Raw genomic sequence first — 23,011 nt, 5'->3', positions numbered from 1 at the left:
CGAGCACGCCCCCGGGGCAAGAGGGGGGGTATCCCCAGTGCGGCGGGGTTCCCGGATCCTTAACGTGCTCTGTATGACCGGTATGGACGCACAGGACGCCGACCTGAAGAAGGAACTCAACGCCACGCTGCAGGCCCGCAGGGAGCTGGGCGAGGAGTACGAGTCGGCGCTGGTCGACTCCTTCCTGGAGAAGGTCGACCAGCGCATCGACGGCGCGATCGACCGCCGGGTGCGCCGGCAGCTCGCCGAGCAGCAGATGGTGGTGGCCCGCGGCGCGCGCTCCCCTCGGGCGACGGACTCCTGGGGGGAGCGCTTCGGCTTCGGCATCGTCTCGCTGGTGCTCGCGATCCCGCTCTCGGCGATCGGCGGCGGCGTCGCACACCTGCCCGGCCTGCTGATCACCTGGGTGGGCATCGTCGGCGTCAACGCGGTCCAGGCCGTCCGCACCAACCCCGGCCTCTTCACCCGACGCCGCCCCTCCTCGCAGGACGGCTGGGAGGACTGACCCTCCGGTCCGCGACCCGCCGCGGACCGGGCGGCGTCCCACGGCGACCCGAAGGCCGGCCGCGCGCTGCCGCCGGTCCCCCGACCACCGCGGCGAAGGTCGGTCCCGGCCACCGACGGGCCGAACGACGGCGGCCGGCCCTCCGCCGTCATGGCGGGGAGCCGGCCGCGAAAGACATGCGCGGGGACCGCCGCACCCCCGTTGCCGGGGGGCGGGACGACGGCGGTCCCCGCGAGGGACGCGGGCCGGGTCAGGGCCGGGCTTGCGCGTCCGTGGCGTCCATGGAGGTCCGGGAGCCGCTCCGGAGGTCCCTGGCGCCGTTTCGGCCGTCGGCCGGGGCGGGGAGCCGCTCCCGCCCTGCCGACACCCACCAATGTGCCGGACGCGTGTTAAGCGGGTGCTGCGCGGACGTGACACGCTCGTACCACTTCCGAGAAGCCCGTGCCTTCCCGCGTCACCGCGCGTTCCCCGGTGACACGGCCGGTTCACCGGGTGTGGGCTAGTGCCTTCCGCCCTTGGCCAGGAACGACAGCAGGTCCTGCCGGCTGACCACACCGGTCGGCTTGCCCTCGACGAGGACGATCGCCGCGTCGGCGGCGCCGAGCACCGACATCAGGTCCCCGACCGGCTCGCCGGAACCGACCTGGGGCAGCGGAGCACACATGTGCTTCTCCAGCGGGTCGTCGAGCGAGGCGCGCTTGGTGAACAGGGCGTCCAGCAGCTCACGCTCGACGACGGACCCCACGACCTCGGCGGCCATCACGTCCGGGTGCCCCGCGCCCGGCTTGACGATCGGCATCTGCGAGACGCCGTACTCGCGCAGCACCTCGATGGCCTGGCCGACCGTCTCGTCGGGGTGCATGTGGACGAGGGACGGGATGGAGCCGCCCGCCTTGTCGCTGAGCACGTCGCCCACCCGGGCGTTCGGGCCGGTGTCCTCCAGGAAGCCGTAGTCGGCCATCCACTCGTCGTTGAAGATCTTGCTGAGGTAGCCGCGCCCGCTGTCGGGGAGGAGGACGACGACCACGTCGTCGGGGCCGAGCCGCTCGGCGACCCGCAGCGCGCCCACGACCGCCATGCCGCAGGATCCGCCGACGAGCAGCCCCTCCTCCTTCGCCAGCCGCCGGGTCATCTGGAAGGAGTCCTTGTCGGACACGGCGACGATCTCGTCGGGGACCTCCGCGTCGTACGCGGTGGGCCAGAAGTCCTCCCCGACGCCCTCGACGAGGTACGGCCGCCCGGATCCGCCGGAGTACACCGATCCCTCGGGGTCGGCGCCGATGACCTTGACCTTGCCGCCGCTGATCTCCTTCAGGTAGCGACCGGTACCGGAGATCGTCCCGCCCGTGCCGACACCCGCGACGAAGTGGGTGATCCTCCCCTCCGTCTGCTCCCACAGCTCGGGGCCGGTCGAGTGGTAGTGCGAAAGGGGGTTGTTCGGGTTGGAGTACTGGTCCGGCTTCCAGGCGCCCGGCGTCTCACGGACCAGCCGGTCGGAGACGTTGTAGTAGGAGTCGGGGTGCTCCGGGGCCACCGCCGTCGGGCACACCACCACTTCGGCGCCGTACGCACGCAGCACGTTGATCTTGTCCGTGGAGACCTTGTCGGGGCAGACGAAGATGCACTTGTAGCCCTTCTGCTGGGCCACGATCGCTAGGCCCACGCCGGTGTTCCCGCTGGTGGGCTCGACGATCGTGCCGCCGGGCTTGAGCTCACCGCTCTGCTCGGCCGCCTCGATCATCCGCAGGGCGATGCGGTCCTTCACCGAACCGCCGGGGTTGAAGTACTCGACCTTCGCCAGCACGGTCGCCGTGATGCCGGCGGTCACGCGGTTGAGCCTCACCAGCGGGGTGTTGCCGACCAGGCTGATCATCGAGTCGTGGAATTGCACCGTTGTCTCCGGTTGCTGCAAAAGAAGTGGTCGTGATGGTGCCGCCAGAGTAAGCGCTCCGGGGCCCGGACGGTCGGCAAGCGCGGGCCGTCCCGGGCGTTCACGTCCGGTTGAGATTGGACGACAGGGCGTACGGGGCAAGCACAGTTTGTACGGCTACTAGGAGGTGGCGGCGACGCATGTCGAGCATGTCGAGGGCGAGGGTGGCCCGGCGCATCGCGGCGGGCGCAGCGTACGGCGGCGGTGGTATCGGTCTGGTCGGTGCGGCCGCCGTCGGGTTGCTGGTCGCCGAGGTGCAGATGGCCAAGCGCCATGTGGGCAACGGCCACAGTCCGTTCCCGCCGAGCGCGAACGGACTGTACGGCCGGGGGTACGAGGGATCGGCGCTGCGGCTGATGATGCTCGGCGACTCCACGGCGGCGGGACAGGGGGTGCACCGCACCCGGCAGACGCCGGGAGCGCTGCTGGCCTCGGGTCTGGCGGCGGTGGCGGAGCGCCCGGTGGAACTGAGCGTCGTGGCGCTCCCGGGAGCGCAGTCCGACGACCTGGACCGCCAGGTGGGACTGGCGCTCGAGGACCCCGACCGGGTGCCCGACGTCTGCGTGATCATGATCGGCGCGAACGACGTCACCCATCGCATGCCTGCGACGCGCTCGGTGCGCCATCTGGCGTCGGCCGTACGCCGGCTGCGCACGGCGGGCGCGGAGGTGGTGGTGGGCACCTGCCCCGACCTCGGCACGATCGAGCCGGTCCAGCAGCCCCTGCGCTGGCTCGCCCGCAGGGCCTCCCGTCAGCTGGCCGCGGCCCAGACGATCGGGGTCGTCGAGCAGGGGGGCCGTACGGTGTCGCTGGGCGACCTGCTCGGACCCGAGTTCGCGGAGAACCCGCGCGAGCTCTTCGGACCGGACAACTACCACCCCTCGGCGGAGGGCTACGCCACGGCGGCGATGGCGGTCCTGCCGACCGTCTGCGCGACTCTCGGCCTGTGGCCCGCGGAGGAGGAGCGCCCGGACGCCTCCCGCCGCGAGGGCTTCCTGCCGGTGGCCCGCGCCGCGGCCGAGGCCGCGTCGGAGGCGGGCACGGAGGTCACGGCCGCGATGCCGACCGGCCCCCGGGGGCCCTGGGCCCTGCTCAAACGACGTCGGCGCCGGCGCCTGCCCACCCCGGACGCGGCCCCTGCCACGGCCGCGGAGACGACCCCCTGACCCGCGCGCTCCCGCACCGGGTCCGGGATCTCGCCCCCTCCCCCCGGAGGGGGCATGCCGCCGTGTGCGGCCCCGCCGTGGCAACGCGGCCGGAGCTCGCGGGCCGGCCGGCGGCCGGATCCCTCCTGCCGCCGCCGTTCCGGAAGAGAAAGCAAGCGCTTAGAAAAGTGCGGTCCGAGTCACATCCCTCTTCCCGTGACCTCGTCCGTACGTACGGGTAACTTCCCCCACAGCCCTGCCTCCCTCGTGCAATGGAGCCGTGATGCCCGAAGCCGTCATCGTGTCGACCGCCCGCTCGCCCATCGGCCGCGCCTTCAAGGGCTCCCTGAAGGACCTGCGTCCGGACGACCTCACCGCCACCATCATCCAGGCCGCCCTGGCCAAGGTCCCCGGCCTGGATCCCGGGGACATCGACGATCTGATGCTCGGCTGCGGCCTCCCCGGCGGCGAGCAGGGCCACAACCTGGGCCGCATCGTCGCCGTGCAGATGGGCATGGACCACCTCCCGGGGTGCACCGTCACCCGGTACTGCTCCTCCTCGCTGCAGACCTCCCGCATGGCCCTGCACGCCATCAAGGCCGGCGAGGGCGATGTGTTCATCTCCGCCGGCGTCGAGATGGTCAGCCGCAGCGTCAAGGGCACCTCCGACGGCCTCCCGGACACCCACAACCCCCTCTTCGCCGACGCCGAGGCCCGCACCGCCACCGTCGCCGCGTCCGAAGGCGCCGACTGGCACGACCCGCGCGAGGACGGCCTCGTCCCCGACCCGTACATCGCGATGGGCCAGACCGCCGAGAACCTCGCCCGGCTGAAGGGCGTCACCCGCGGGGAGATGGACGAGTTCGGCGTCCGCTCCCAGAACCTCGCCGAGCAGGCCATCGCCAAGGGCTTCTGGGAGCGCGAGATCACCCCGGTGACCCTCCCGGACGGCACGGTCGTCGGCAAGGACGACGGTCCGCGCGCCGGCGTCACCCTGGAGGGCGTGGCCGGGCTGAAGCCGGTCTTCCGCCCCGACGGCCGTGTCACGGCCGGGAACTGCTGCCCCCTCAACGACGGGGCCGCGGCCGTGATCATCATGAGTGACACCAAGGCCCGCGAGCTGGGGCTGACGCCGCTCGCCCGGATCGTCTCCACCGGCGTCTCCGGCCTGTCCCCCGAGATCATGGGCTACGGCCCGGTCGAGGCGAGCAACCAGGCCCTCAAGCGCGCCGGCCTCACCATCGACGACATCGACCTCGTCGAGATCAACGAGGCCTTCGCCGCGCAGGTGATCCCCTCCTACCGCGACCTCGGCATTCCGCTGGACAAGCTGAACGTCAACGGCGGCGCCATCGCCGTCGGCCACCCCTTCGGCATGACCGGCGCCCGCATCACCGGCACGCTGATCAATTCCCTCCAGTGGCACGACAAGCAGTTCGGCCTGGAGACGATGTGCGTCGGCGGCGGCCAGGGCATGGCCATGGTCATCGAGCGCCTCAGCTGACCGCAGCACCCCGTACGACGGCCCGGAGCCTCTTCCCTCAGGGCTTCGGGCCGTTTTGTGATCCAATCTCCCCCAGGATGTGACCTATCTCCCTCCGAAGGGGGTCTACGCAGGTCACGGCCGTTTCATGAAGAAACCCCACCCTCAGGTTCCTGTCCGTTTCGTGACGTTACGCACTGACAACTGGATAGTCCACCCTTCAAGCTGATGTAGGAAGTCGAGGGTCGACTTTGAACCGGGAGTACGTCAGTGAGCGCCATGCCGATAGCTCTGCTGCTCACCACGTCCGCAGCCGCGGGCGTGGGCGTCGCCGTCCTGTGCAGCGTGCGGGCGCTGCGCCGGCAGTTCGCGGCCCTGCAGACCGAACTCGTCGAGAGCCGCGCCGCGCAGCCGCGCGGCGTCGTGCCCGCCGCCCGCTCCACCGCCGACACGGAGGAGATACGTGCCGCCGTGGCCGAGGCACTGGCCGATGAGCGGGAGCGCGAGCTGGCCGAGGCGCGCGCCTTCTGGGCCGCCCAGGAGGCCCGCGACATCGCCGACGCGCCCTCCCTGTTCGGGCTGTCCGACAACGACCTCTTCCTGCCCCGCCAGTCGGACTTCGCAGGCCTGGAGCACGACAGCCTGGAACCGGTGGTCGAGCCCGCCTTCGACGACAGCGAGTTCGCCGGCGGCACCGCCGCGGACGGAGTCCTCGGCGGGGAGTCCCCGGAGCTGGCCGCCGCCCGCCGCCGCCACCCCTCGCACCCGGACTTCGTACCGGCCCCGTCCCCGGTCGTGAACGACCACGAGCGCACGGTCGCGTGCCTCGAGGAACTGGCCGCCGCGCGGACCGAGCTGACCGACGTCCGCCCGGGCCCGCTGGGCACCCTCGACGTCTACGTCTTCGCGGACGGCACGACGCTGTGCATGACACCGGGCCACCGCGAGACCGCCGAGCGGCTCGCCGACGCTCTCGACGACGGCCACGCCCCGTTCCTGCTGGGCGGCTCGGGCGTCTCGGGCGCGTACGCACTGACGTTCGCATGCGGCGAGGAGACCGTCTACATCCTGGCGGACCGGGTCATAGCGTCGCTGTAGCGGCCGTCGTATCGAGTCCGGGCGCCGGACGTCACACCCCGGCGCGTTTCTGCGCCTCCGCCACGAGCGCCACGGCCTCGGCGAGTTGCGCCGCGTCCTCCAGGACGACCGCCAGGTCGTGTCCCGCCACCGTGATCTGGTCGGCCGCCGCGAACATACCCGCGTCGGGCATCTCCCGGGGCTCCGCCGAAGGCTCCTCGAGGAGTTGCGCACGGCGCGCCAACTCCCTGGCCAGAGCCAGTGCCTCGGCCGCCGCGCCGCGTTGCAGCCGGCTCTGCGGAGCGGCCCGCAAGCGGTCGGCGAAGTGATCCACTGCCTGGGTCAAAGGCGTCGTATCGAGCACGCCGCGAGAGTACGCGTTGGGGCAGGACTGTTGCCAACAGGCGAACGCTCAGGCACGGTGACCTGAAGGACCGGCTTCATCGAGTGCGTCCGGAGGCGCCGATGTCCCAAGTCTTCTCCGAGGAGACCCATCGCAATCTGCTCGCCCGCATCCCCCACTGCACCGGTCGTGAAGTGTCCGACTGGCTTCGCACCGTCGACGAAGGCCCCGCTCTCGGCTTCGAGGAGAAGGTCACCTGGCTCCGGCACGAGCACAATCTCGCGTACGGCCACGCCAAGGCGATCATCCATGAGTACGACCTGAGAAGGGCCGCACGCAAACTGCTCTGAGCGCGCACCACCGGTTCCGCCCGCGATCGGGCATCACCACGACGAAGGGCCCGTGCACCCCGGGAGGGGTGCACGGGCCCTTCGTGGCCTCGGGCGTCCCGCGCCCCGAAAGGGCGCGGGCGCGGTCAGTCGTTGCTGCTGAAGATGGCGACCAGCCGCAGCATCTCCACGTAGATCCACACGAGGGTCATGGTCAGGCCGAACGCGGCCAGCCAGGCCTCCTCGCGCGGCGCGCCGTAGGCGATGCCGTCCTCGATCTGCTTGAAGTCGAGGGTGAGGAAGAACGCGCCGAGCAGGATCGCGATGATGCCGACGATCGCGCCCAGCGGGCCCATGCTGCGCAGACCGCCGTCCGGGGCGACCCCGAAGGCGACCAGCAGGAGGTTGACCGCCATGACCAGCACGAAGGCCACGGCGATGGCAAGACCGATCCGGGCGTACCGGGCGGTGACCCGGATCCAGCCGGCCTTGTACACGAGCAGGGTCGCGCCGGAGACGGCCATCGTGCCGAGCACCGCCTGGAAGGGCGCGCCGTTCCACTGCGCGTTGTACATCTCGCTGATGACGCCCAGGAAGACGCCCTCGAAGGCGGCGTACCCGAGGATCAGCGCGGGCGAGGCGGTGCGCTTGAAGGACTGCACCATCGCCAGGACGAACGCGATGAGAGCGGAGCCGATCGCCAGGCCGTAGCTGGTCGACGAGACCGGCAGCAGGGCCCAGGCGAGGACCGCGCCCACGGCGACCGTGCCGAGCGTCATGGCCGAGCGCATGACGACGTCGTCCATCGTCATCCGGCCGGTGGTGGCCGGGGCCTGCGGCGGGGCCCCGTACTGCGTCTGCTGGGCGTAGGGGTTCTGCGCGTACGGATTGCCTTGCGCGTACGGGTTCCCCTGCGTGCCGACGGCGGCTCCCCCGGCCTGCGGCGCGGTGTTGAAGCCCGCGTAGCCGTTGTCGCGGCTGAACCCCCGTCGCGAGAAGACCGGGTTGCTGCTCCTCATTTCACTCCTCCATGGCCACCCTGCGTGGCCTTGGCTCAAGAGTAATAGGTAGGCAAAGGATTGACCCTAATGCTTGGGGAGGATCTTTCCCTCGTCCTGTCGCCCAACACGCTACGCGGGTCCTTGATTCCCCGGGAGGACCCCCCTCGACCCATGACCAACCTGGGACAGAGTCGAGACCGGCCCCTGATCCCGCGGGCAGGGGACCCGGCCGGCCGGGCGAGGCGCCATCGGCCGTCCGGGTGATCGCGGGGCGCCGACGACGACGCGGACGATCACTCGAGCGGGAACCCTGTGTAACCGTGCGCGAGATCCGTCTCGGCGGCGCGCGAGGCGGTGAGCCGTGCCAGGCGGGCCAGCTGTATCCGCTCGTCGAACGGCGTGGCGTCCGGGGCACGGTGCAGCATCGAGGTCATCTCGTAGGAGAACCGCTCGGCCTGCCACACCCGCCGCAGGCATGTCTCGGAGTACGCGTCGAGCCGCTCCCACGATCCCGTCTCCCGCTGGTGCGCCAGGGCGCGCGCGAAGGTGACGACGTCGCCGACGGCCAGGTTGAGCCCCTTGGCGCCGGTGGGCGGCACGATGTGTGCGGCGTCCCCGGCCAGGAACAGCCGTCCGTGGCGCATGGGCTCGTGGACGTAACTGCGCATCGGAGTCACCGACTTGGAGGTGATCGGCCCCCGGGCGAGCGCCCAGTCGTCGGCGGTCTCGAAGCGCCGCTCCAGCTCCTCCCAGATCTGGTCGTCGGACCACTCCCCGGCGTCCGTGCCGGCCGGCACCTGGAGGTAGAGGCGGGAGACGGACGGGGAACGCATGCTCAGCAGGGCGAAGCCGCGCTCGTGGCGGGCGTACACGAGTTCGTCGTGCGACGGCGCGACATCGGCCAGGATGCCCAGCCAGCTGAAGGGATACGTGCGCTCGAAGACACGGGAGAGCCCGGACGGCACCGCCGTGCGGGACACGCCCCAAAAGCCGTCGCATCCGACGACGTACTCGCACTCCAGGACGTCCTCGCGGCCCTCGCGGCAGAAGCGGATCCGGGGCCGCTCCGTGTCCGCGTCCTCGACGGCGAGCGCCTCCGCCCCGAACAGCAGCGGACCGCCCTCCTCCAACTGGAGCGCGATGAGGTCCTTGCAGACCTCGGTCTGCGCGTAGACCATCACGGACCTGCCGCCGGTGAGGGCGGGGAAGTCGACACGGTGGCGGCGGCGCGCGAAACGCAGTTCGATCCCGTCGTGGGGCAGCCCTTCGCGGTCCATGCGGTCACCGGCGCCGGCGGCCCGCAGCACGTCGACGGTGCCCTGCTCCAGGATCCCGGCGCGCTGCCGCTGCTCGACGTAGTCCCGGTCCCGGCTCTCCAGCACGACCGATTCGACGCCCGCACGGTGCAGAAGCCGCGCCAGCAGCAGCCCCGCGGGCCCCGCTCCGATGATGCCGACCGTCGTGCGCATCCCGACGCCCCTTTGCGCTCACGCTCGTTCGTCTAGTGAAATTAATTTCACATCAATGAACCGAGTGTCCGGCCGCGAGGACCCGCTGTCAACGGTGTCGCCCACAGAACCGGCGGACGCCGAGCGCGCCGGCCACCCCGGGGCGGCCGGCGGTCGTCCGGTGGACTCGGCCCCGCAAAGGCCCCTGACGAGCGGCTCGTTACCCACCGTGTCCACCCGGGTCGACAGCGCAGTGGGGTTGCGAGAGCATGGACGGGCACCGAAAGGCCGCCCCTGCCGGGGCCCGGCCGTCATCGGATTCGGAGTCCACGTGCAGGAAGCCGTACGGGAGTTGTTCTCCCGGCCCCACGGCTCCGGGCGGTGAGACCGCGCCCCTCGGGCGTGGGCCGCAGCATCCATTCGCGCCCGTCCCCGTGTGTTCGAACCTCACATCCCGCATGTGGTTCCGTATGCCCCGAAGGGAAGGCAGAACAGTGAACGGACGTTTTCGTCTCGCGGCGTTGGCACCCCTCGCACTCTCCTCGCTGGCACTCGGCTCGGTGCCCTTCGTGGCCGGTTCCGCCCATGCGGCAGCCCCCACGGCCACGTGCCATGTGACACAGAGCGCCAACTCCCCTTCGTTCAACATCATCGGTCAAGGACTCACGCCGGGGGCGAAGGTACGGATCCGGCAGGCGGGCACCAGCATCGGGATGGTCGCCGGGGCTGACGGAAACCTCGCCGGCAGCATCGAGGTCGGCAGCGCCGGCGGCCCTGTGACGATGCAGGAGGAGGGCGGCCCCAGGCTCGCCTGCGGCACGGTCAAGCAGGCCGAGGAGAAGCAGACCCGGGACCAGTACGCCAAGGGTTACCAGGACGGCTTCAAGCTCGCCAAGGCCACCTGCAAGGCACAGGCGCCGCAGGGCGTCATCGCCGTGGACCCCAACTACGAGAAGGGCTTCAACGCGGGCGCGGCGGCGGCGATCGCCAAGTACTGCGACTAGCAGGCCCGTGGGAACCGGCCGCGCTTGCGGCGCCGGCGGCGTCCGAACCCATGAGTGAGCCGGTCAGGAGTCGGCCCGTGGTGCCCCGGACACCGTGCGCAACGCACGGGGCGCACGGGACGCACCATCGGCCCGGCCCCGGCAGGCCGCCTCGCGGCAGCAGCCGAACCGCCGTCAGCCGGGTCTCTCCGCCGTGGCGGAGAGACCCGGCTGACGGCCGGTCCGCGCCCGGAAGCGGCCGAGGCCGGCCGACGGCACATCGGCGCGGAGGCGCCCCTCCGGCTTCGCCTCCAGGTCCGTTGCGGTGCGTCAGCGGCGGCGCAGGCGCTTGTCGGTGATGGGCGGGGTGGGGTCGATGTAGAAGTCGTCCGGGTTGACGTCGACGCCGGGCGGCACGATGGCGTCGATACGGTCGAGGACGTCGCCGTCGAGTTCCACATCGGCGCCGGCGAGGAGATCGTCGAGTTGCTCGGGGCGGCGCGGGCCGATCAGCACAGCCGTGACGGCCGGGTGGGCGCGCACGAAGGCGACGGCGAGGTGGGCGAGCGGCAGACCGGCCTCGGCCGCCAGGGCACCGAGCTTCTGCACGGCCTCGGCCTTGGCCCGGACGCCGGGCCGGGACAGATCGAACATCTTCGCGCCGAGCCCCGCGTTGCGGTGTCCCGCGGTGGGGTCGGTGCGGCCGGAGAGCCAGCCGGAGTTCAGCGGGCCGAAGGTCAGCACCCCCATGCCGTACCGCTGGGCGGTGGGCAGCACACGGCTCTCCACACCCCGGGTGAGGACGGAGTACGGCGACTGCTCGGTACGCAGGCGGTGGTGGCCGCGGCGCTCGGCCGTCCACTGGGCCTCCACGGTCTCCTCGGGGGCGAAGAAGGAACCGCCCACGGCACGGACCTTCCCGGCGCGGATCAGGTCCGACAGTGCGCCGAGGGTCTCGTCGACATCGGTGCCCGGGTCCGGCCGATGCATCTGGTACAGGTCGATGTGATCGGTGTCCAGACGCCGCAGGCTGTCCTCGACCGCGCGGCGGATCCAGCGGGCCGAACCGCCCCGCCGGTTGGCGTCCTCCCCCATCGGGAGCCCGAACTTGGTGGCCAGCACGACCTCGTCGCGGCGGCCCTTCAGGGCCTTGCCCACGATCACCTCCGACTCCCCGGCGGAGTAGACGTCCGCGGTGTCGATCAGGTTGACACCCGCGTCGAGGGCCGTATGGATCATGCGGATGCTCTCGTCGTGATCGGTGTTGCCCATCGCCCCGAACATCATCGCCCCGAGCGCGTACTCGCTCACCGACATGCCGGTACCGCCGAGAATCCTGCGCTTCATCGCAGATCACCTCCTGGTGTTCGTGGTTGTGTCCGCCGTCGAGCCAAGCACGGTGGTCGAGCGAGGTGAGAGGCCTGATCGAACAGGGGGTCCAGCAGTGCCCCCCTCGCCGATCCGCATCGGGGCCGCCGCATCTACCCTGGTCGCATGGGTCGTGAGCCGAATGTGGCGCTGCGCGAGTTCCTGCGCTCACGTCGCGCGAAGATCACTCCCGAGGAGGCCGGGCTGCCGCCGCATCCCGGCACACGGCGGGTGCCCGGTCTGCGGCGCGAGGAGGTCGCCCAGCTCGCCGGCGTCAGCATGGACTACTACATCCGTCTCGAGCGCGGGCACCAGGCGGGCGTCTCGGAAGCGGTCCTCGAGGCCCTGGCCCGCGCCCTGCGGCTCAGCGACGTGGAGCGCGCCCATCTGTTCCGTATCGCACGGCCCGCCCCTGCCCGGTCCCGCCCGCCGACGCCGCAGCGGGTCCGCCCGGGCCTGCGGCTGCTGCTCGACACACTCACCGACGTGCCGGTCCTGGTGCTGGGGCTGCGCCTGGACGTGCTGGCCGGCAACCGCCTCGCCCGGGCCCTCTACACCGACTTCGACGTGCTGCCCCCGCGCCACCGCAACATGGCCTGGCTCCTCTTCCTCGACGAACGGGTGCGCGCGCTGCACACGGACTGGGAGGAAGGCGCCCGCGGAACGGTCGCCTCTCTGCGCCTGTACGCCGGGCGCCACCCCGACGACCCCGCCCTGGACGAACTCGTCGAGGAACTCTCCCTCCGCGATCCGGACTTCCGCCGCTGGTGGGCCGACCACGACGTCCTCCAGCGCAGTCACGGCACCAAGCGCTACCACCACGCCCTCGTCGGCGACCTCGTCCTCGGCTACGAGGCGTTCACCGCCACCGACGACCCCGAACAGACCCTCGGCATCTACACCGCCGAACCCGGCTCCCCCTCCGAGGAGCGCATGAGGCTCCTCGCGGATCGAAGCAGCCCTTCGCACCGGCCGGACCACCTCCGGCTTCCGCCGCTCGGCTGAGCGGCACCCGGCGGTGACGGTCACGGGTGGGGCCGTACGGCGCCTGGCGGCACGGTGGGTGCCGTCGTACCCTCATATCCGGAACGGGTTCCGGTTGCAGGGTGGCGGCAGGAAGGACATCGGCAGTGACCGACCACGAGGGGGACACGGCACGGCACCGCAGGCCCTTGCGCGCCGACGCACAGCGCAACGAGGACAAACTGCTGGAAGCAGCGGCCGCCGCCTTCGCCCGTGACGGAGCGGGCGCCTCGGTCAAGGACATCGCCCGCACGGCCGGCGTCGGCGTCGGAACCCTCTACCGCCGCTTCCCCTCCAAGGAACTGCTCATCGAGGCCGTCTACCGGCAGGAAGTGCAACGCCTGTGCGAGGCGGCGCCGCATCTGACGGCCACGCTGCCGCCCCGGGACGCGCTGCGGACCTGGATGGAACGCTTCATCGACTTCATGACCGCCAAGCAGGGCATGGCCGACGCACTGGCCGTGGTGCTGACCGACGACAACGAGAAGCTGCACACCCGAGCCCTGCTCGCCGACGCCGTCGCCCACCTCCTCGACCCCGGAACCGGCACCTCGGTCACCCGGCCCGGTGTCGACGCACAGGACGTACTGATGGCCCTCGGCGGGATCAGCCTCATGGCCGCCGGCGAGCAGCAACGCGACCTGGCCACCCGGCTCATCGACCTGCTCCTGCACGGCATCGTGACCGGATGACCCGACCAGGGACATGCCCCCGCGGGACACGGCGGGCACACCCCTGAAGCGTGGCCGAGGCGAGCAGCCGGCGTCGCGGCGTACGGCGGGACATGCACGGCGTCCGCCCGTCGTGGCACCGGGAGTTGTCGTACGCGGAGCCATGGGGGGACTTCCCGGGCGCGGTCGGTCGTGGGGGCCGGGTGATCCGACCGGCGGGCCGGTCGACGAGGTGTTCAGCAGGGTGCGTCGTGCCGTGCCCGCGTTGTTGGTCGAACGCCTGGAGGCAGCACACCCGGGCGACGACGACCATGTGTACGGGCGACCGGTCGGGCATGGATCGTGTCCCGCTCGATATCCACCCGGGCGGTCGGCCGCCGTTCTTCCTCGAAGCCGACGGCCGGGTGCGGACCTCGGACGTCACCGAGGCGGTCGTCGCGTGGCTGCGTTCGGGCGACACGCCGGATCACCGGGCCGCGACCGTGGACCCATGACCCCGCCCGGCCACGCGGACACGGCCGCTCGGCGGCAGGCGGGATGCGCACTGCACGACGCGGGCTCTCCCGTACAACGGAGCGCTTCCCTGAAGGGCGGGGGCCGGACGTCCCCCCGGAACCGGCACAATGAACCGCCGACGGGCCGTCACTCCAGGTCAGCACGCGTGTACGCGGTGGTGCCCGGAACCGGACTCGAACCGGTACGCCCGCGAGGGGCAGCGAGGTTTAAGCTCGCCGTGTCTGCATTCCACCATCCGGGCAGGCCATGAGCGCCGCATCGAGCGTTCCGAGCCTATCGGGGGTGCATCCCCCGAACAGCGGGCGGGCGATGCGATGTTGTCTTATTTTATTGATGTCTGAGGGTGCATCAGCACTCGGTACGGGCCATCCGCACTTGCCAGTAGCCTCGCGGGCCGCCGGGGCCGACGCATGGGGAATGACGGAATTTCACCGTCCCGATGGATGGTCGCGGAACGGGCCCCGCACACCATGAGCACCGCTTTCCCCCGGGCGCCTTCTCGGGGGAGTCCGTCATACCCAGGTATGACGGGACGCGGGCCGGTCCGACTCGAGACTGCCCCGGGAACCGGAACAGCGGGTGACTACACGCCGCCGATCGGCCGCGACGATGGAACACGTCTTCATCACCGTCGCCGTCCCGACAGGAGCACCCTCCCGTGACCAGCACTCCCCTCGTCGACCGGACCACCACCGTGGCCGCCCGCGCCACGGATCTGTCGAAGGTCTACGGACAGGGCGAGACCCAGGTGGTCGCCCTCGACCGGGTCACCGTCGACTTCCAGCAGGCGCAGTTCACGGCGATCATGGGGCCCTCGGGCTCGGGCAAGTCGACGCTGATGCACTGTGTCGCCGGGCTCGACTCCTTCTCCTCCGGTTCCGTCCGCATCGGCGACGTCGAACTCGGCTCCCTCAAGGACAAGCAGCTCACCAAGTTGCGCCGGGACCGGATCGGCTTCATCTTCCAGGCGTTCAACCTGCTGCCCACACTGACCGCCCTGGAGAACATCACGCTGCCCATGGACATCGCGGGCCGCAAGCCCGACAAGGCCTGGCTGGACACCGTGATCCAGATGATCGGGCTGTCGGGGCGGCTGAGCCACCGGCCCTCGCAGCTGTCGGGCGGTCAGCAGCAGCGCGTCGCGGTGGCGCGTGCCCTCGCGTCCAGGCCGGAGATCATCTTCGGTGACGAGCCCACCGGAAACCTGGACTCACGCTCGGGCGCGGAGGTTCTGGGCTTCCTGCGCAACTCCGTACGGGAGTTGGGGCAGACGGTGGTGATGGTCACCCACGACCCGGTGGCGGCGGCGTACGCGGACCGGGTGATCTTCCTGGCGGACGGGCGGATCGTGGACGAACTGCACGAGCCGAGCTCGGAGGCGGTGCTGGACCGCATGAAGCAGTTCGACGCCAAGGGCCGCACGAGCTGACGCCGGGCGCACGACCCGTCGGGGCCCGCCCCCGCCCGCCCCTCGGGGCCACCCATCCACCGCCCCCCAGCCCTGGACAGAGAGAAATGTTCCGTACCGCCCTGCGCAACGTGCTCGCGCACAAGGCCAGGCTGCTCATGACCGTGCTCGCCGTGATGCTCGGCGTGGCCTTCGTGTCGGGCACCCTGGTGTTCACCAACACCATCTCGGAGGCCTACCAGAAGAGTTCCGCCAAGGGCTTCGACCAGGTCGACGTGGCGATCCGGCCGGAGGGCCGGGCGTCCCACGGCGACGCGATCGCCAAGCAACCCCGGCTGACACCGGCGCTCCTGGCCAAGGCCGCCGAGGCACCGGGCGCCGGCACGGCCATCGGGGTCGTCAGCGGCTTCACCGCCATCGCCGACAAGGACGGCAAGCTCATCGGCGGTGACTTCCAGTCCCAGGGCGGGAACTACTGGGGGACCGAGGACCCCCGGTATCCGATCGTCGACGGGCACGCGCCGCAGGGGCAGGGCGAGGTCCTCATCGACTCCGAGACCGCGAAGCGCGCCGGGTACAAGGTCGGCGACACGGTGCGGCTCTCCATCGACGGCCCCGTGCTGACCCCGAAGGTCGCCGGCGTCTTCACCACCGACGACGGCAACGTGGCCGCGGGCGGCAGCCTCGCCCTCTTCGACACGGCCACCGCCCAGCGTCTGTTCCACAAGGACGGCTCGTACGACGAGATCGATGTGAAGGCCGCCTCCGGAACGAGCCAGATCGCACTGCGCAACGCCCTCGACGAGATCCTGCCGAAGGACGTCGCCTCCACCACCACCGGCAAGCAGCTCGCCGACGACCAGGCGCAGCAGATCGCCGCGGCGACGAGCGACATGCGCACGGGCCTGCTGGTCTTCGCCGGCATCGCGCTGTTCGTCGGCACCTTCATCATCGCCAACACCTTCACCATGCTGGTCGCACAGCGCACCAAGGAACTGGCCCTGCTGCGCGCGGTCGGCGCGTCCCGCCGCCAGGTCACCCGGTCGGTGCTCATCGAGGCGTTCGTGGTCGGCGCGGTCGCGGCCGTCACCGGTCTGGTGGCCGGCATCGGCATCGGCGCCGGACTGCGCACCCTGGTGAGCCGGCTCGGCGGCACGATCCCGGACGGTCCGCTCGTCGTCAGCCCGGGCACGATCGCCACGGCCCTCGCCGTGGGCATCCTGATCACGATGCTCGCCGCCTGGCTGCCCGGCCGGCGCGCCGCGAAGATCCCGCCGGTCGCCGCCATGGGCAGCCTGCACGCGAAGGCCACCGCCAAGTCCCTGCTCCTGCGGAACACGATCGGCGCCCTGCTGGCCTCGGCCGGTGTCGCCGTCATCCTCTACAGCACCACGCTGAACGCCTCGGACGCCCAGGGCCCGATGGGGCTCGGCGCGGCGATCCTCGTCATCGGCGTCTTCGTCCTCACCCCGCTGCTGTCCCGCCCGCTGATCGCGGCCGCGGCCCCCCTGCTGCGTGTCTTCGGGGTCGCCGGGAAGCTGGCCCGGCAGAACTCGGTGCGCAACCCGCGGCGCACCGCCGCCACCGCCTCGGCCCTGATGATCGGCCTGACCCTGATCACCGCTCTGACGGTGATGGCGGGAAGCCTGCAGACCGCGATCGACAAGATGGCGTCCTCCGCTCTCAAGGCGGACTACGCGGTGACGATGGCGAACGGCAACGACCTCTCGCCCGACGTGGAGAAGACGCTGAAGTCGGCCGACGGCGTCATCGCGACCAGTCCGCTGCGCAACGCGCCCTCGCGCATCGACGGCGAGACCGAGTTCCTGACCGGCGTCGACGGCGCCACCATCGGCAAGCTGACCGCGCTGACGGTCGACGCCGGCACCTTCGAGGTCGGCGGCACCCGGGTCGTCGTCGACCACGACACCGCCACGTCCCACCACTGGACGGCCGGTTCCCGGTTCACGGTGTCGTACGAGGACGGCAAGAAGCAGCAGTTGACGGTCGCCGGTGTCTATCAGAGCACCGAGATGATGCGCGGCATCATGCTGGACACCGCGACGCTCGCGCCGCACCAGACCGAGCCGTCCGACATGCAGGTCCTGGTCAAGACATCGGGCGGGGCCACCGCCTCGGCCAAGGACACGCTGGTCAAGGCGCTCGGCGACAACCCGGCCATCAGGATCATGGACAAGAAGGACATCTCCAACAGGATCGGGCAGATGTTCACGCTGATGCTGAACATGCTCTACGGCCTGCTGGCCATGGCCGTGATCGTCGCCGTGCTCGGCGTCATCAACACCCTGGCCATGTCGGTCTTCGAGCGCTCGCAGGAGATCGGCATGCTCCGCGCGATCGGACTGGACCGCAGGGGCATCAAGCGGATGGTCCGGCTGGAGTCCCTCGTGATCTCGCTCTTCGGCGGTGTGCTCGGTGTCGGCCTCGGGGTGTTCTTCGGCTGGGCCGCCGGTGAACTGCTCGGCACGAAGCTGGCGACCTACGAGCTGATCCTGCCCTGGGGCCGCATGGCCGTCTTCCTCCTCCTGGCGGCGGCGGTGGGTGTGCTGGCCTCCCTGTGGCCGGCCCGCCGCGCGGCCCGTCTGAACATGCTCACGGCGATCAAGTCGGAGTGACGAACGGCCGAAAGGGCCCCGTTCCGCTGACGGAACGGGGCCCTTTCGCCGTACGCGGGAAGGTCAGCCGCCCCAGGTACGGGCGCGCAGGGGCATACCCGACACACCCGACTCGGGTGACCGCACCGCCAGCACCTGGTTGACGCCGATGCGGTTGTGTTCGAAGGACAGCGCGGACGCGGCCATGTAGAGGCGCCAGACGCGGGCCCGCCCGGGGCTGGTGAGGCGCTGCGCCCGCACCCACTCGGCCTCGAGGTTCGCGACCCAGCGGCGCAGGGTGAGGGCGTAGTGCTCGCGCAGGCTCTCCACGTCGCGGACCTCGAACCCGGCGCGCTCCAACTGAGTCACCGTGGTGCCGATGGGCGCGAGCTCACCGTCGGGGAAGACATAGGCGTCGATGAACGCGTCGACGGAGTAGGCGGACTCGTCCTTCTGCGGCCGCCGGGCGATCTGGTGGTTGAGCAGCCGCCCGCCCGGCTTGAGCAGGGCGTGCAGATCCCGGGCGTACCCCAGATAGCGCTCGGCGCCCACGTGCTCGGCCATGCCGATGGAGGAGATCGCGTCGTACGGGCCGTCGGTGACGTCGCGGTAGTCCTGCACCCGGATCTCCACCCGCTCGGTCAGGCCCTCCTCCGCGACCCGCTTGCGGGCGAACGCGGCCTGCTCCTGGGAGAGGGTGATGCCGACGACGCTCACGCCGTGCTCGCGAGCAGCGTGCACGGCCATGGAGCCCCAGCCGCAGCCGACGTCGAGGAGCCGCTGACCGGGCTTCAGGTCCAGCTTGCGGCAGACCAGTTCCAGCTTGTCGCGCTGGGCGTCCTCGAGGGTGGAGCCGGGATCCGCCCAGTAGGCGCAGGAGTACACCATCGACGGGCCGAGGACGATCTCGTAGAAGTCGTTTCCGACGTCGTAGTGGTGGCTGATGGCGCGACGGTCGCTGCGCCGGGTGTGGAGGTGGCGGACTCTGCGGACCTCCTCGGGGGGCGGCGGAGGCGGCGGGAAGGGCCCGGCCAGCTTGGCGAGGCCGCGGACAGCGGCGCGGACCTCCGGGTCGCGGACGGCCTGGGTGAGGGAGCGGGCGTCCTCGCCGCGCTCCCAGATGAGGCCCGCGAGGAGATCGAGGGCGGTGTACAGATCACCGTCGATCCCCAGATCCCCGGCCACCCAGGCCCGGACGAGGCCCAACTCGCCCGGCTTCCACAGCAGACGGCGCAGGGCACGGCGATTGCGCACGACGAGGGCGGGAGCGCCCGGCGGCCCGGACTCCGAACCGTCCCAGGCGCGGATGCGCACAGGGAGCGGGGTTCCCAGCAGTTGTTCGACGAGGCTCGTCAGCCGCGGCGCGGCGTCGGCCATGGTGCACACCTCCCATAGGGGCGTTCCCCTTGCTCAACACGGTCGAGAGCTCGGGGAGAGCGATCCCGGAATGCTCTACACCACGTAAACACCTGGAGGGCCGCCCCGCAGTCCCCCGTTGGCGTTACAGCTGGGCAAAATGCCTGCGTGCACGCCGAAAGGGGCCGCCCGCACCACGGATGGCGGGCGGCCCCTTTCGGGTGTTGCCAGGGGGACTCGAGGTCAGGAGGCCTTGGCCTTCTCCTCGGTCTTGGCCGCGGCGGCGACGGGCGCCGGCTTGGCGGCCTCGTAGAACTCCTCGCGCGGCGACTCGATCGCGCCGAGCGAGACGACCTCGCGCTTGAGGAACATGCCCAGCGTCCAGTCGGCGAAGATCCGGATCTTCCGGTTCCAGGTCGGCATCGCCATACCGTGGTAACCGCGGTGCATGTACCAGGCGAGACGGCCCTTGAGCTTGATCTTCATCTTGCCCATGACGATCATCGCGACGCCCTTGTGCAGGCCGAGGCCCGCCACCGCGCCCTTGTTCGCGTGGCTGTACTCCTTCTGCGGGAAGCCCCGCATACCGGAGACCACGTTGTCGCCGAGCGCCTTGGCCTGACGCAGCGCGTGCTGGGCGTTCGGGGGGCACCAAGCGTTCTCGTTGCCCGCCTTGCGGCCGACGAGGTCGGGCACCTGCGCGTTGTCGCCGGCGGCCCAGATGTAGTCCGTGCCCTGCACCTGGAGCGTTGCGGCGGTGTCGACGTGGCCGCGCGGACCGAGCGGCAGACCGAAGCGGGAGAGCGCCGGGTTCGGCTTGACGCCTGCCGTCCACACGATGGTGTTGGAGTCGACCTCGAGGCCGTTCTTCAGCACCACATGGCCGTCGACGCAGGACTCCATCGAGGTGGACAGGTAGATCTCGACACCGCGGCCCTCGAGGTGCTCCTTGCCGTACTGGCCGAGCTTGGGGCCGACCTCGGGGAGGATCTTGTCGGCGGCGTCGACGAGGATGAAGCGCATGTCCTCGCGGGACACGTTCCTGTAGTACTTGGCCGCGTCCCGGGCCATGTCCTCGACCTCACCGATGGTCTCCGCACCGGCGAAGCCACCGCCGATGAAGACGAAGGTGAGCGCCCTGCGGCGGATCTCCTCGTCGGTCGTGGAGTCGGCCTTGTCGAGCTGCTCGAGGACGTGGTTGCGCAGGCCGATGGACTCCTCGATGCCCTTCATACCGATGCCCTGCTCGGCGAGGCCGGGGATCGGGAAGGTGCGGGAGACCGCGCCGAGCGCGATGACGAGGTAGTCGAAAGGCAGCTCGTACGCCTCGCCGACCAGCGGCGCGATCGTGGCGACCTTGCGGTCCTGGTCGATGGTGGTGACCCGGCCGGTGAGGACCTCCGCCTTCGGCAGTACGCGTCGCAGCGGGACGACGACGTGCCGGGGGGAGATGCTGCCGGCGGCGGCTTCGGGGAGGAAGGGCTGGTAGGTCATGTACGAGCGCGGGTCGACGACCGTGACGGTCGCCTCGCCGTAGCGCATCTTCTTGAGAATGCGACGAGCTGCGTACAGGCCTACGTACCCACCGCCTACTACGAGGATCCTGGGACGCTCCGTGGTGCTCATGGCATCGAGTATCCACCTGCCCCAGGGGGGTCGCTCGTGCGCCCCTTCACAAGCTTGGGTGGGGTGTCTGCTACACTGCGCCGCTTGCGTAACGGAGGCCGTTCCGCCACCGCATCATCCCCTTGGCGGGTGAACCGCAGTCAAGGCCGTGTGAGCTGCCGCGCAAGGCTTTTGGGGCACCGATCGACAACTCCTCGCCGTCGCCGGCGAGCCCTCCCGGAACGCTCGCCGGAGCACCCCCGACGGCGCCCCACACCCTTCGGACGGCCGACTGGACCCCCGCCGCCGCCCGGCCGGTGCGATTTCCTTGTGAAGAACTTCACGAAGTTTTCCGCGCACCCTCCGGCGAGGGGGTCCCAAGACCCCGCCGGCCACGCTCATGCGTTGACCGACCCGCTCAGGAGAGGCTACCAGCGGGTAGGAAATCCTCCCGCCGGAGCCCGCTGAGCCTCCGTCAGAATCCGTCCACGGCCCGGGTGATGGGACGTGTCTATGCGACGGACCAGGCGATGCCGTCGAGGATGTCGTGCTCGCTGACCACGACCTCGGCGGCCCCGATCCGCTCCATGATCGCCAGCAGGACGAGGGCGCCCGCACCGATCACATCGACCCGGCCCGGATGCATGGAGGGGATCGCCGCACGCTCGGCGTGCGTGGACCCCAGCAGCCGTTCGGTGATCTCACGGACGCGGTCCCGGGAGATCCGGGAGTGGTGGATCCTCTCGGAGTCGTACTCCGGGAGGTCCTGGTCGATCGCGGACACGGTGGTGACCGAGCCGGCGAGCCCGACGAGGGTGTGCGCCTCGTGCAGCGGAACCGTCTTCTCCACCAGGTCCAGTGCCGCCTCGATGTCGTGCCGTATCGCCGCGATCCGCTCCGGGGACGGCGGATCGGAGACGACCCCCTCGTGCACGAGATGACGCTCGGTCATACGGACGCAGCCGATGTCGACGGACCGCGCCGACCGCACATGCTCCTCGCCCACCACGAACTCCGTGGAACCGCCGCCGATGTCCACGACCAGGAAGGGCTTCGCCAGGTCCGCGCGGCCCACCAGCTCCTTGGTCGCGCCCGTGAAGGAGAACTCCGCCTCCTGCTCGCCGGAGATGACCTCGGGCTCGACGCCGAGGATGTCCAGCACCCCGCGGACGAAGACGTCCCGGTTCTCGGCGTCACGGGAGGCGGACGTGGCGACGAACCGGATCCGCTCGGCGCCGTGCTCCTTGATGATCCCGGCGTACTCCCTGCAGGCGGCGAACGTGCGCTCGAGGGCCTCGGGGGCGAGCCGCCCGGTCCGGTCCACGCCCTGGCCGAGCCGGACGATGGTCATCCGCCGGTCCAGTTCGACGAGTTCGCCGGTGGCCGGGTCGGCGTCGGCGACCAGGAGCCGGATGGAGTTCGTACCGCAGTCGACGGCGGCGACGCGCGTCATGAGCCCTCCTCCTCGGAATCGGTGCGCCGGGCGGCGGACCGGCCGGTGCCGGACGGGTCCGCCTGCGCCTCCTCACCGTACGGCGGCTGCGCGGGCGTCACGCACGACCCCTTGCGCCACCACTCCGGCAGCATCGCGATCGCCTCGTCGCCCAGCGGGTTGACCCCGGGGCCGGCGACCAGGGAGTGCGCGACGAGCACATGCAGGCACTTCACCCGGTCCGGCATGCCGCCCGCGCTCGGGAAGCCCTCCAGCACCTCGATGGCGTCGCGGCGGGCGATGTAGTCCTCATGCGCGGCGCGGTAGGCGGCGGCCAGTTCGGGGTCGGTCGCCAGACGCTCCGTCATCTCCTTCATGACGCCGCCCGCCTCCAGCGTGCCGATCGCGGACGCGGCACGCGGGCAGGTCAGGTAGTACGTGGTGGGGAACGGCGTGCCGTCCGGGAGCCGGGGCGCCGTCTCCACGACGTCCGGCTGCCCGCACGGGCAGCGGTGCGCGATCGCGCGCAGCCCGCGTGGGGGGCGCCCGAGCTGCTGCTCGATGGCCGCGACGTCCGCGTCCGTGGGCTCGGTGCGCGGGGTGGGCGGCAGATCGAACAGCGTCAGCGCGCTGCGCTGCCCCTCGGAGGCGGCGGACGGGCGGCGGGCGGGAGTTTCCATGGCTGTCTTTCAGGCTGTCTTTCTCGTCGGTGCGCTGATCCGTCGGATCGGTGATGCGGCCGGTCGTCGGGGCGTGCGGCTCACAGCGCCTCT

Annotated in this window: 20 protein-coding genes and 1 tRNA gene; 11 read left to right on the top strand and 10 right to left on the bottom strand. The window is 71.0% G+C overall.

The window, feature by feature from the left end; translation table 11 throughout:
* Positions 1–82 precede the first annotated feature (82 nt).
* On the top strand, positions 83–505 hold the full coding sequence (locus tag ACSHXN_RS24305) for a hypothetical protein (protein WP_355137852.1): 423 nt from the start codon (positions 83–85) through the stop codon (positions 503–505).
* Between the two features lie 499 nt (positions 506–1,004).
* On the opposite strand, the gene ACSHXN_RS24300 is transcribed toward ACSHXN_RS24305, so the two are convergent.
* On the bottom strand, positions 1,005–2,396 hold the full coding sequence (locus tag ACSHXN_RS24300) for a cystathionine beta-synthase (protein ID WP_355137806.1): 1,392 nt from the start codon (positions 2,394–2,396) through the stop codon (positions 1,005–1,007).
* Between the two features lie 179 nt (positions 2,397–2,575).
* Here ACSHXN_RS24300 and ACSHXN_RS24295 point away from each other — a divergent pair, with 179 nt between their 5' ends.
* The 3 genes from ACSHXN_RS24295 to ACSHXN_RS24285 all read left to right on the top strand — a co-directional run bounded on the left by ACSHXN_RS24295 (position 2,576) and on the right by ACSHXN_RS24285 (position 6,161).
* The gene (locus tag ACSHXN_RS24295; protein ID WP_356110130.1) at positions 2,576–3,601 is read left to right on the top strand and encodes an SGNH/GDSL hydrolase family protein; all 1,026 of its coding nucleotides are present in this window, start codon (positions 2,576–2,578) and stop codon (positions 3,599–3,601) included.
* Positions 3,602–3,863: 262 nt separating this feature from the next.
* The gene (locus ACSHXN_RS24290; RefSeq protein WP_355137810.1) at positions 3,864–5,084 is read left to right on the top strand and encodes an acetyl-CoA C-acetyltransferase; all 1,221 of its coding nucleotides are present in this window, start codon (positions 3,864–3,866) and stop codon (positions 5,082–5,084) included.
* A 258-nt stretch (positions 5,085–5,342) separates the two neighbouring features.
* A complete protein-coding gene (locus tag ACSHXN_RS24285) occupies positions 5,343–6,161 on the top strand; it encodes a hypothetical protein (protein WP_355137854.1) in 819 nt (272 codons plus the stop codon).
* Between the two features lie 31 nt (positions 6,162–6,192).
* On the opposite strand, the gene ACSHXN_RS24280 is transcribed toward ACSHXN_RS24285, so the two are convergent.
* Positions 6,193–6,504 carry a hypothetical protein gene (locus ACSHXN_RS24280; protein ID WP_355137812.1) on the bottom strand — a complete coding sequence of 104 codons (312 nt, stop codon included), beginning with the start codon at positions 6,502–6,504 and terminating at the stop codon, positions 6,193–6,195.
* Positions 6,505–6,605: 101 nt separating this feature from the next.
* On the opposite strand from ACSHXN_RS24280, the gene ACSHXN_RS24275 reads away from it, so the two are divergent.
* Entirely contained in the window at positions 6,606–6,833 is a 228-nt protein-coding gene (locus ACSHXN_RS24275) for a DUF4287 domain-containing protein (protein ID WP_059130829.1), read from the top strand.
* 125 nt (positions 6,834–6,958) lie between these two features.
* Here ACSHXN_RS24275 and ACSHXN_RS24270 read toward each other — a convergent pair whose 3' ends face one another.
* Both ACSHXN_RS24270 and ACSHXN_RS24265 read right to left on the bottom strand, forming a co-directional pair.
* Positions 6,959–7,831, bottom strand: a complete 873-nt coding sequence (locus tag ACSHXN_RS24270) for a Bax inhibitor-1/YccA family protein (protein WP_355137814.1) — start codon at positions 7,829–7,831, stop codon at positions 6,959–6,961.
* 275 nt (positions 7,832–8,106) lie between these two features.
* A complete protein-coding gene (locus ACSHXN_RS24265; RefSeq protein ID WP_355137816.1) occupies positions 8,107–9,282 on the bottom strand; it encodes a 4-hydroxybenzoate 3-monooxygenase in 1,176 nt (391 codons plus the stop codon).
* Positions 9,283–9,782: 500 nt separating this feature from the next.
* Here ACSHXN_RS24265 and ACSHXN_RS24260 point away from each other — a divergent pair, with 500 nt between their 5' ends.
* The gene (locus ACSHXN_RS24260) at positions 9,783–10,265 is read left to right on the top strand and encodes a hypothetical protein (RefSeq protein WP_355137818.1); all 483 of its coding nucleotides are present in this window, start codon (positions 9,783–9,785) and stop codon (positions 10,263–10,265) included.
* A 309-nt stretch (positions 10,266–10,574) separates the two neighbouring features.
* Here ACSHXN_RS24260 and ACSHXN_RS24255 read toward each other — a convergent pair whose 3' ends face one another.
* Positions 10,575–11,591: an aldo/keto reductase gene (locus tag ACSHXN_RS24255; RefSeq protein ID WP_355137820.1), complete on the bottom strand. Its 1,017-nt coding sequence runs from the start codon at positions 11,589–11,591 to the stop codon at positions 10,575–10,577.
* A gap of 147 nt (positions 11,592–11,738) precedes the next feature.
* On the opposite strand from ACSHXN_RS24255, the gene ACSHXN_RS24250 reads away from it, so the two are divergent.
* The 3 genes from ACSHXN_RS24250 to ACSHXN_RS24240 all read left to right on the top strand — a co-directional run bounded on the left by ACSHXN_RS24250 (position 11,739) and on the right by ACSHXN_RS24240 (position 13,800).
* A complete protein-coding gene (locus ACSHXN_RS24250; RefSeq protein WP_438303690.1) occupies positions 11,739–12,617 on the top strand; it encodes a helix-turn-helix transcriptional regulator in 879 nt (292 codons plus the stop codon).
* A gap of 125 nt (positions 12,618–12,742) precedes the next feature.
* Positions 12,743–13,327, top strand: coding sequence for a TetR/AcrR family transcriptional regulator (locus ACSHXN_RS24245; protein ID WP_355137824.1), 585 nt, complete (start codon positions 12,743–12,745; stop codon positions 13,325–13,327).
* A gap of 314 nt (positions 13,328–13,641) precedes the next feature.
* Positions 13,642–13,800, top strand: coding sequence for a hypothetical protein (locus ACSHXN_RS24240; RefSeq protein WP_355137826.1), 159 nt, complete (start codon positions 13,642–13,644; stop codon positions 13,798–13,800).
* 177 nt (positions 13,801–13,977) lie between these two features.
* On the opposite strand, the gene ACSHXN_RS24235 is transcribed toward ACSHXN_RS24240, so the two are convergent.
* Positions 13,978–14,063, bottom strand: a tRNA-Leu gene (locus ACSHXN_RS24235).
* 417 nt (positions 14,064–14,480) lie between these two features.
* Between ACSHXN_RS24235 and ACSHXN_RS24230 the strand changes: the two genes are divergently transcribed.
* The gene (locus ACSHXN_RS24230) at positions 14,481–15,251 is read left to right on the top strand and encodes an ABC transporter ATP-binding protein (RefSeq protein WP_355137828.1); all 771 of its coding nucleotides are present in this window, start codon (positions 14,481–14,483) and stop codon (positions 15,249–15,251) included.
* An 86-nt stretch (positions 15,252–15,337) separates the two neighbouring features.
* Positions 15,338–17,866, top strand: a complete 2,529-nt coding sequence (locus ACSHXN_RS24225; RefSeq protein ID WP_359453872.1) for an ABC transporter permease — start codon at positions 15,338–15,340, stop codon at positions 17,864–17,866.
* 63 nt (positions 17,867–17,929) lie between these two features.
* Here the strand turns inward: ACSHXN_RS24225 and ACSHXN_RS24220 are convergent, their stop codons facing one another.
* The 4 genes from ACSHXN_RS24220 to ACSHXN_RS24205 all read right to left on the bottom strand — a co-directional run bounded on the left by ACSHXN_RS24220 (position 17,930) and on the right by ACSHXN_RS24205 (position 22,918).
* Positions 17,930–19,222, bottom strand: a complete 1,293-nt coding sequence (locus ACSHXN_RS24220; RefSeq protein ID WP_356110117.1) for a cyclopropane-fatty-acyl-phospholipid synthase family protein — start codon at positions 19,220–19,222, stop codon at positions 17,930–17,932.
* A gap of 222 nt (positions 19,223–19,444) precedes the next feature.
* Entirely contained in the window at positions 19,445–20,827 is a 1,383-nt protein-coding gene (locus ACSHXN_RS24215) for an NAD(P)/FAD-dependent oxidoreductase (RefSeq protein ID WP_355137834.1), read from the bottom strand.
* Positions 20,828–21,317: 490 nt separating this feature from the next.
* Positions 21,318–22,259, bottom strand: coding sequence for a Ppx/GppA phosphatase family protein (locus tag ACSHXN_RS24210; protein ID WP_355137836.1), 942 nt, complete (start codon positions 22,257–22,259; stop codon positions 21,318–21,320).
* On the bottom strand, positions 22,256–22,918 hold the full coding sequence (locus tag ACSHXN_RS24205; RefSeq protein ID WP_355137838.1) for a DUF501 domain-containing protein: 663 nt from the start codon (positions 22,916–22,918) through the stop codon (positions 22,256–22,258). Before ACSHXN_RS24205 ends, ACSHXN_RS24210 begins: the two co-directional genes overlap by 4 nt.
* Positions 22,919–23,011 lie beyond the last annotated feature (93 nt).

It is taken from the genome of Streptomyces sp. HUAS TT11, assembly GCF_051553595.1.
GTDB lineage: Bacteria > Actinomycetota > Actinomycetes > Streptomycetales > Streptomycetaceae > Streptomyces.
The sequence above is the reverse complement of the archived record's forward strand: the minus strand, read 5'-3'. Positions and strand labels throughout refer to the sequence as shown.

Excerpts from the sequence above, each read along its gene's own strand:
- ACSHXN_RS24215 (WP_355137834.1), bottom strand. The coding sequence starts at position 20,827 with ATGAGCACCACGGAGCGTCCCAGGATCCTCGTAGTAGGCGGTGGGTAC.
- ACSHXN_RS24275 (WP_059130829.1), top strand. The coding sequence starts at position 6,606 with ATGTCCCAAGTCTTCTCCGAGGAGACCCATCGCAATCTGCTCGCCCGC.
- ACSHXN_RS24255 (WP_355137820.1), bottom strand. The coding sequence starts at position 11,591 with ATGAAGCGCAGGATTCTCGGCGGTACCGGCATGTCGGTGAGCGAGTAC.
- ACSHXN_RS24305 (WP_355137852.1), top strand. The coding sequence starts at position 83 with ATGGACGCACAGGACGCCGACCTGAAGAAGGAACTCAACGCCACGCTG.
- ACSHXN_RS24290 (WP_355137810.1), top strand. The coding sequence starts at position 3,864 with ATGCCCGAAGCCGTCATCGTGTCGACCGCCCGCTCGCCCATCGGCCGC.
- ACSHXN_RS24210 (WP_355137836.1), bottom strand. The coding sequence starts at position 22,259 with ATGACGCGCGTCGCCGCCGTCGACTGCGGTACGAACTCCATCCGGCTC.
- ACSHXN_RS24265 (WP_355137816.1), bottom strand. The coding sequence starts at position 9,282 with ATGCGCACGACGGTCGGCATCATCGGAGCGGGGCCCGCGGGGCTGCTG.
- ACSHXN_RS24220 (WP_356110117.1), bottom strand. The coding sequence starts at position 19,222 with ATGGCCGACGCCGCGCCGCGGCTGACGAGCCTCGTCGAACAACTGCTG.
- ACSHXN_RS24225 (WP_359453872.1), top strand. The coding sequence starts at position 15,338 with ATGTTCCGTACCGCCCTGCGCAACGTGCTCGCGCACAAGGCCAGGCTG.
- ACSHXN_RS24295 (WP_356110130.1), top strand. The coding sequence starts at position 2,576 with ATGTCGAGCATGTCGAGGGCGAGGGTGGCCCGGCGCATCGCGGCGGGC.
- ACSHXN_RS24240 (WP_355137826.1), top strand. The coding sequence starts at position 13,642 with ATGGATCGTGTCCCGCTCGATATCCACCCGGGCGGTCGGCCGCCGTTC.
- ACSHXN_RS24270 (WP_355137814.1), bottom strand. The coding sequence starts at position 7,831 with ATGAGGAGCAGCAACCCGGTCTTCTCGCGACGGGGGTTCAGCCGCGAC.
- ACSHXN_RS24285 (WP_355137854.1), top strand. The coding sequence starts at position 5,343 with ATGCCGATAGCTCTGCTGCTCACCACGTCCGCAGCCGCGGGCGTGGGC.
- ACSHXN_RS24205 (WP_355137838.1), bottom strand. The coding sequence starts at position 22,918 with ATGGAAACTCCCGCCCGCCGCCCGTCCGCCGCCTCCGAGGGGCAGCGC.
- ACSHXN_RS24250 (WP_438303690.1), top strand. The coding sequence starts at position 11,739 with ATGGGTCGTGAGCCGAATGTGGCGCTGCGCGAGTTCCTGCGCTCACGT.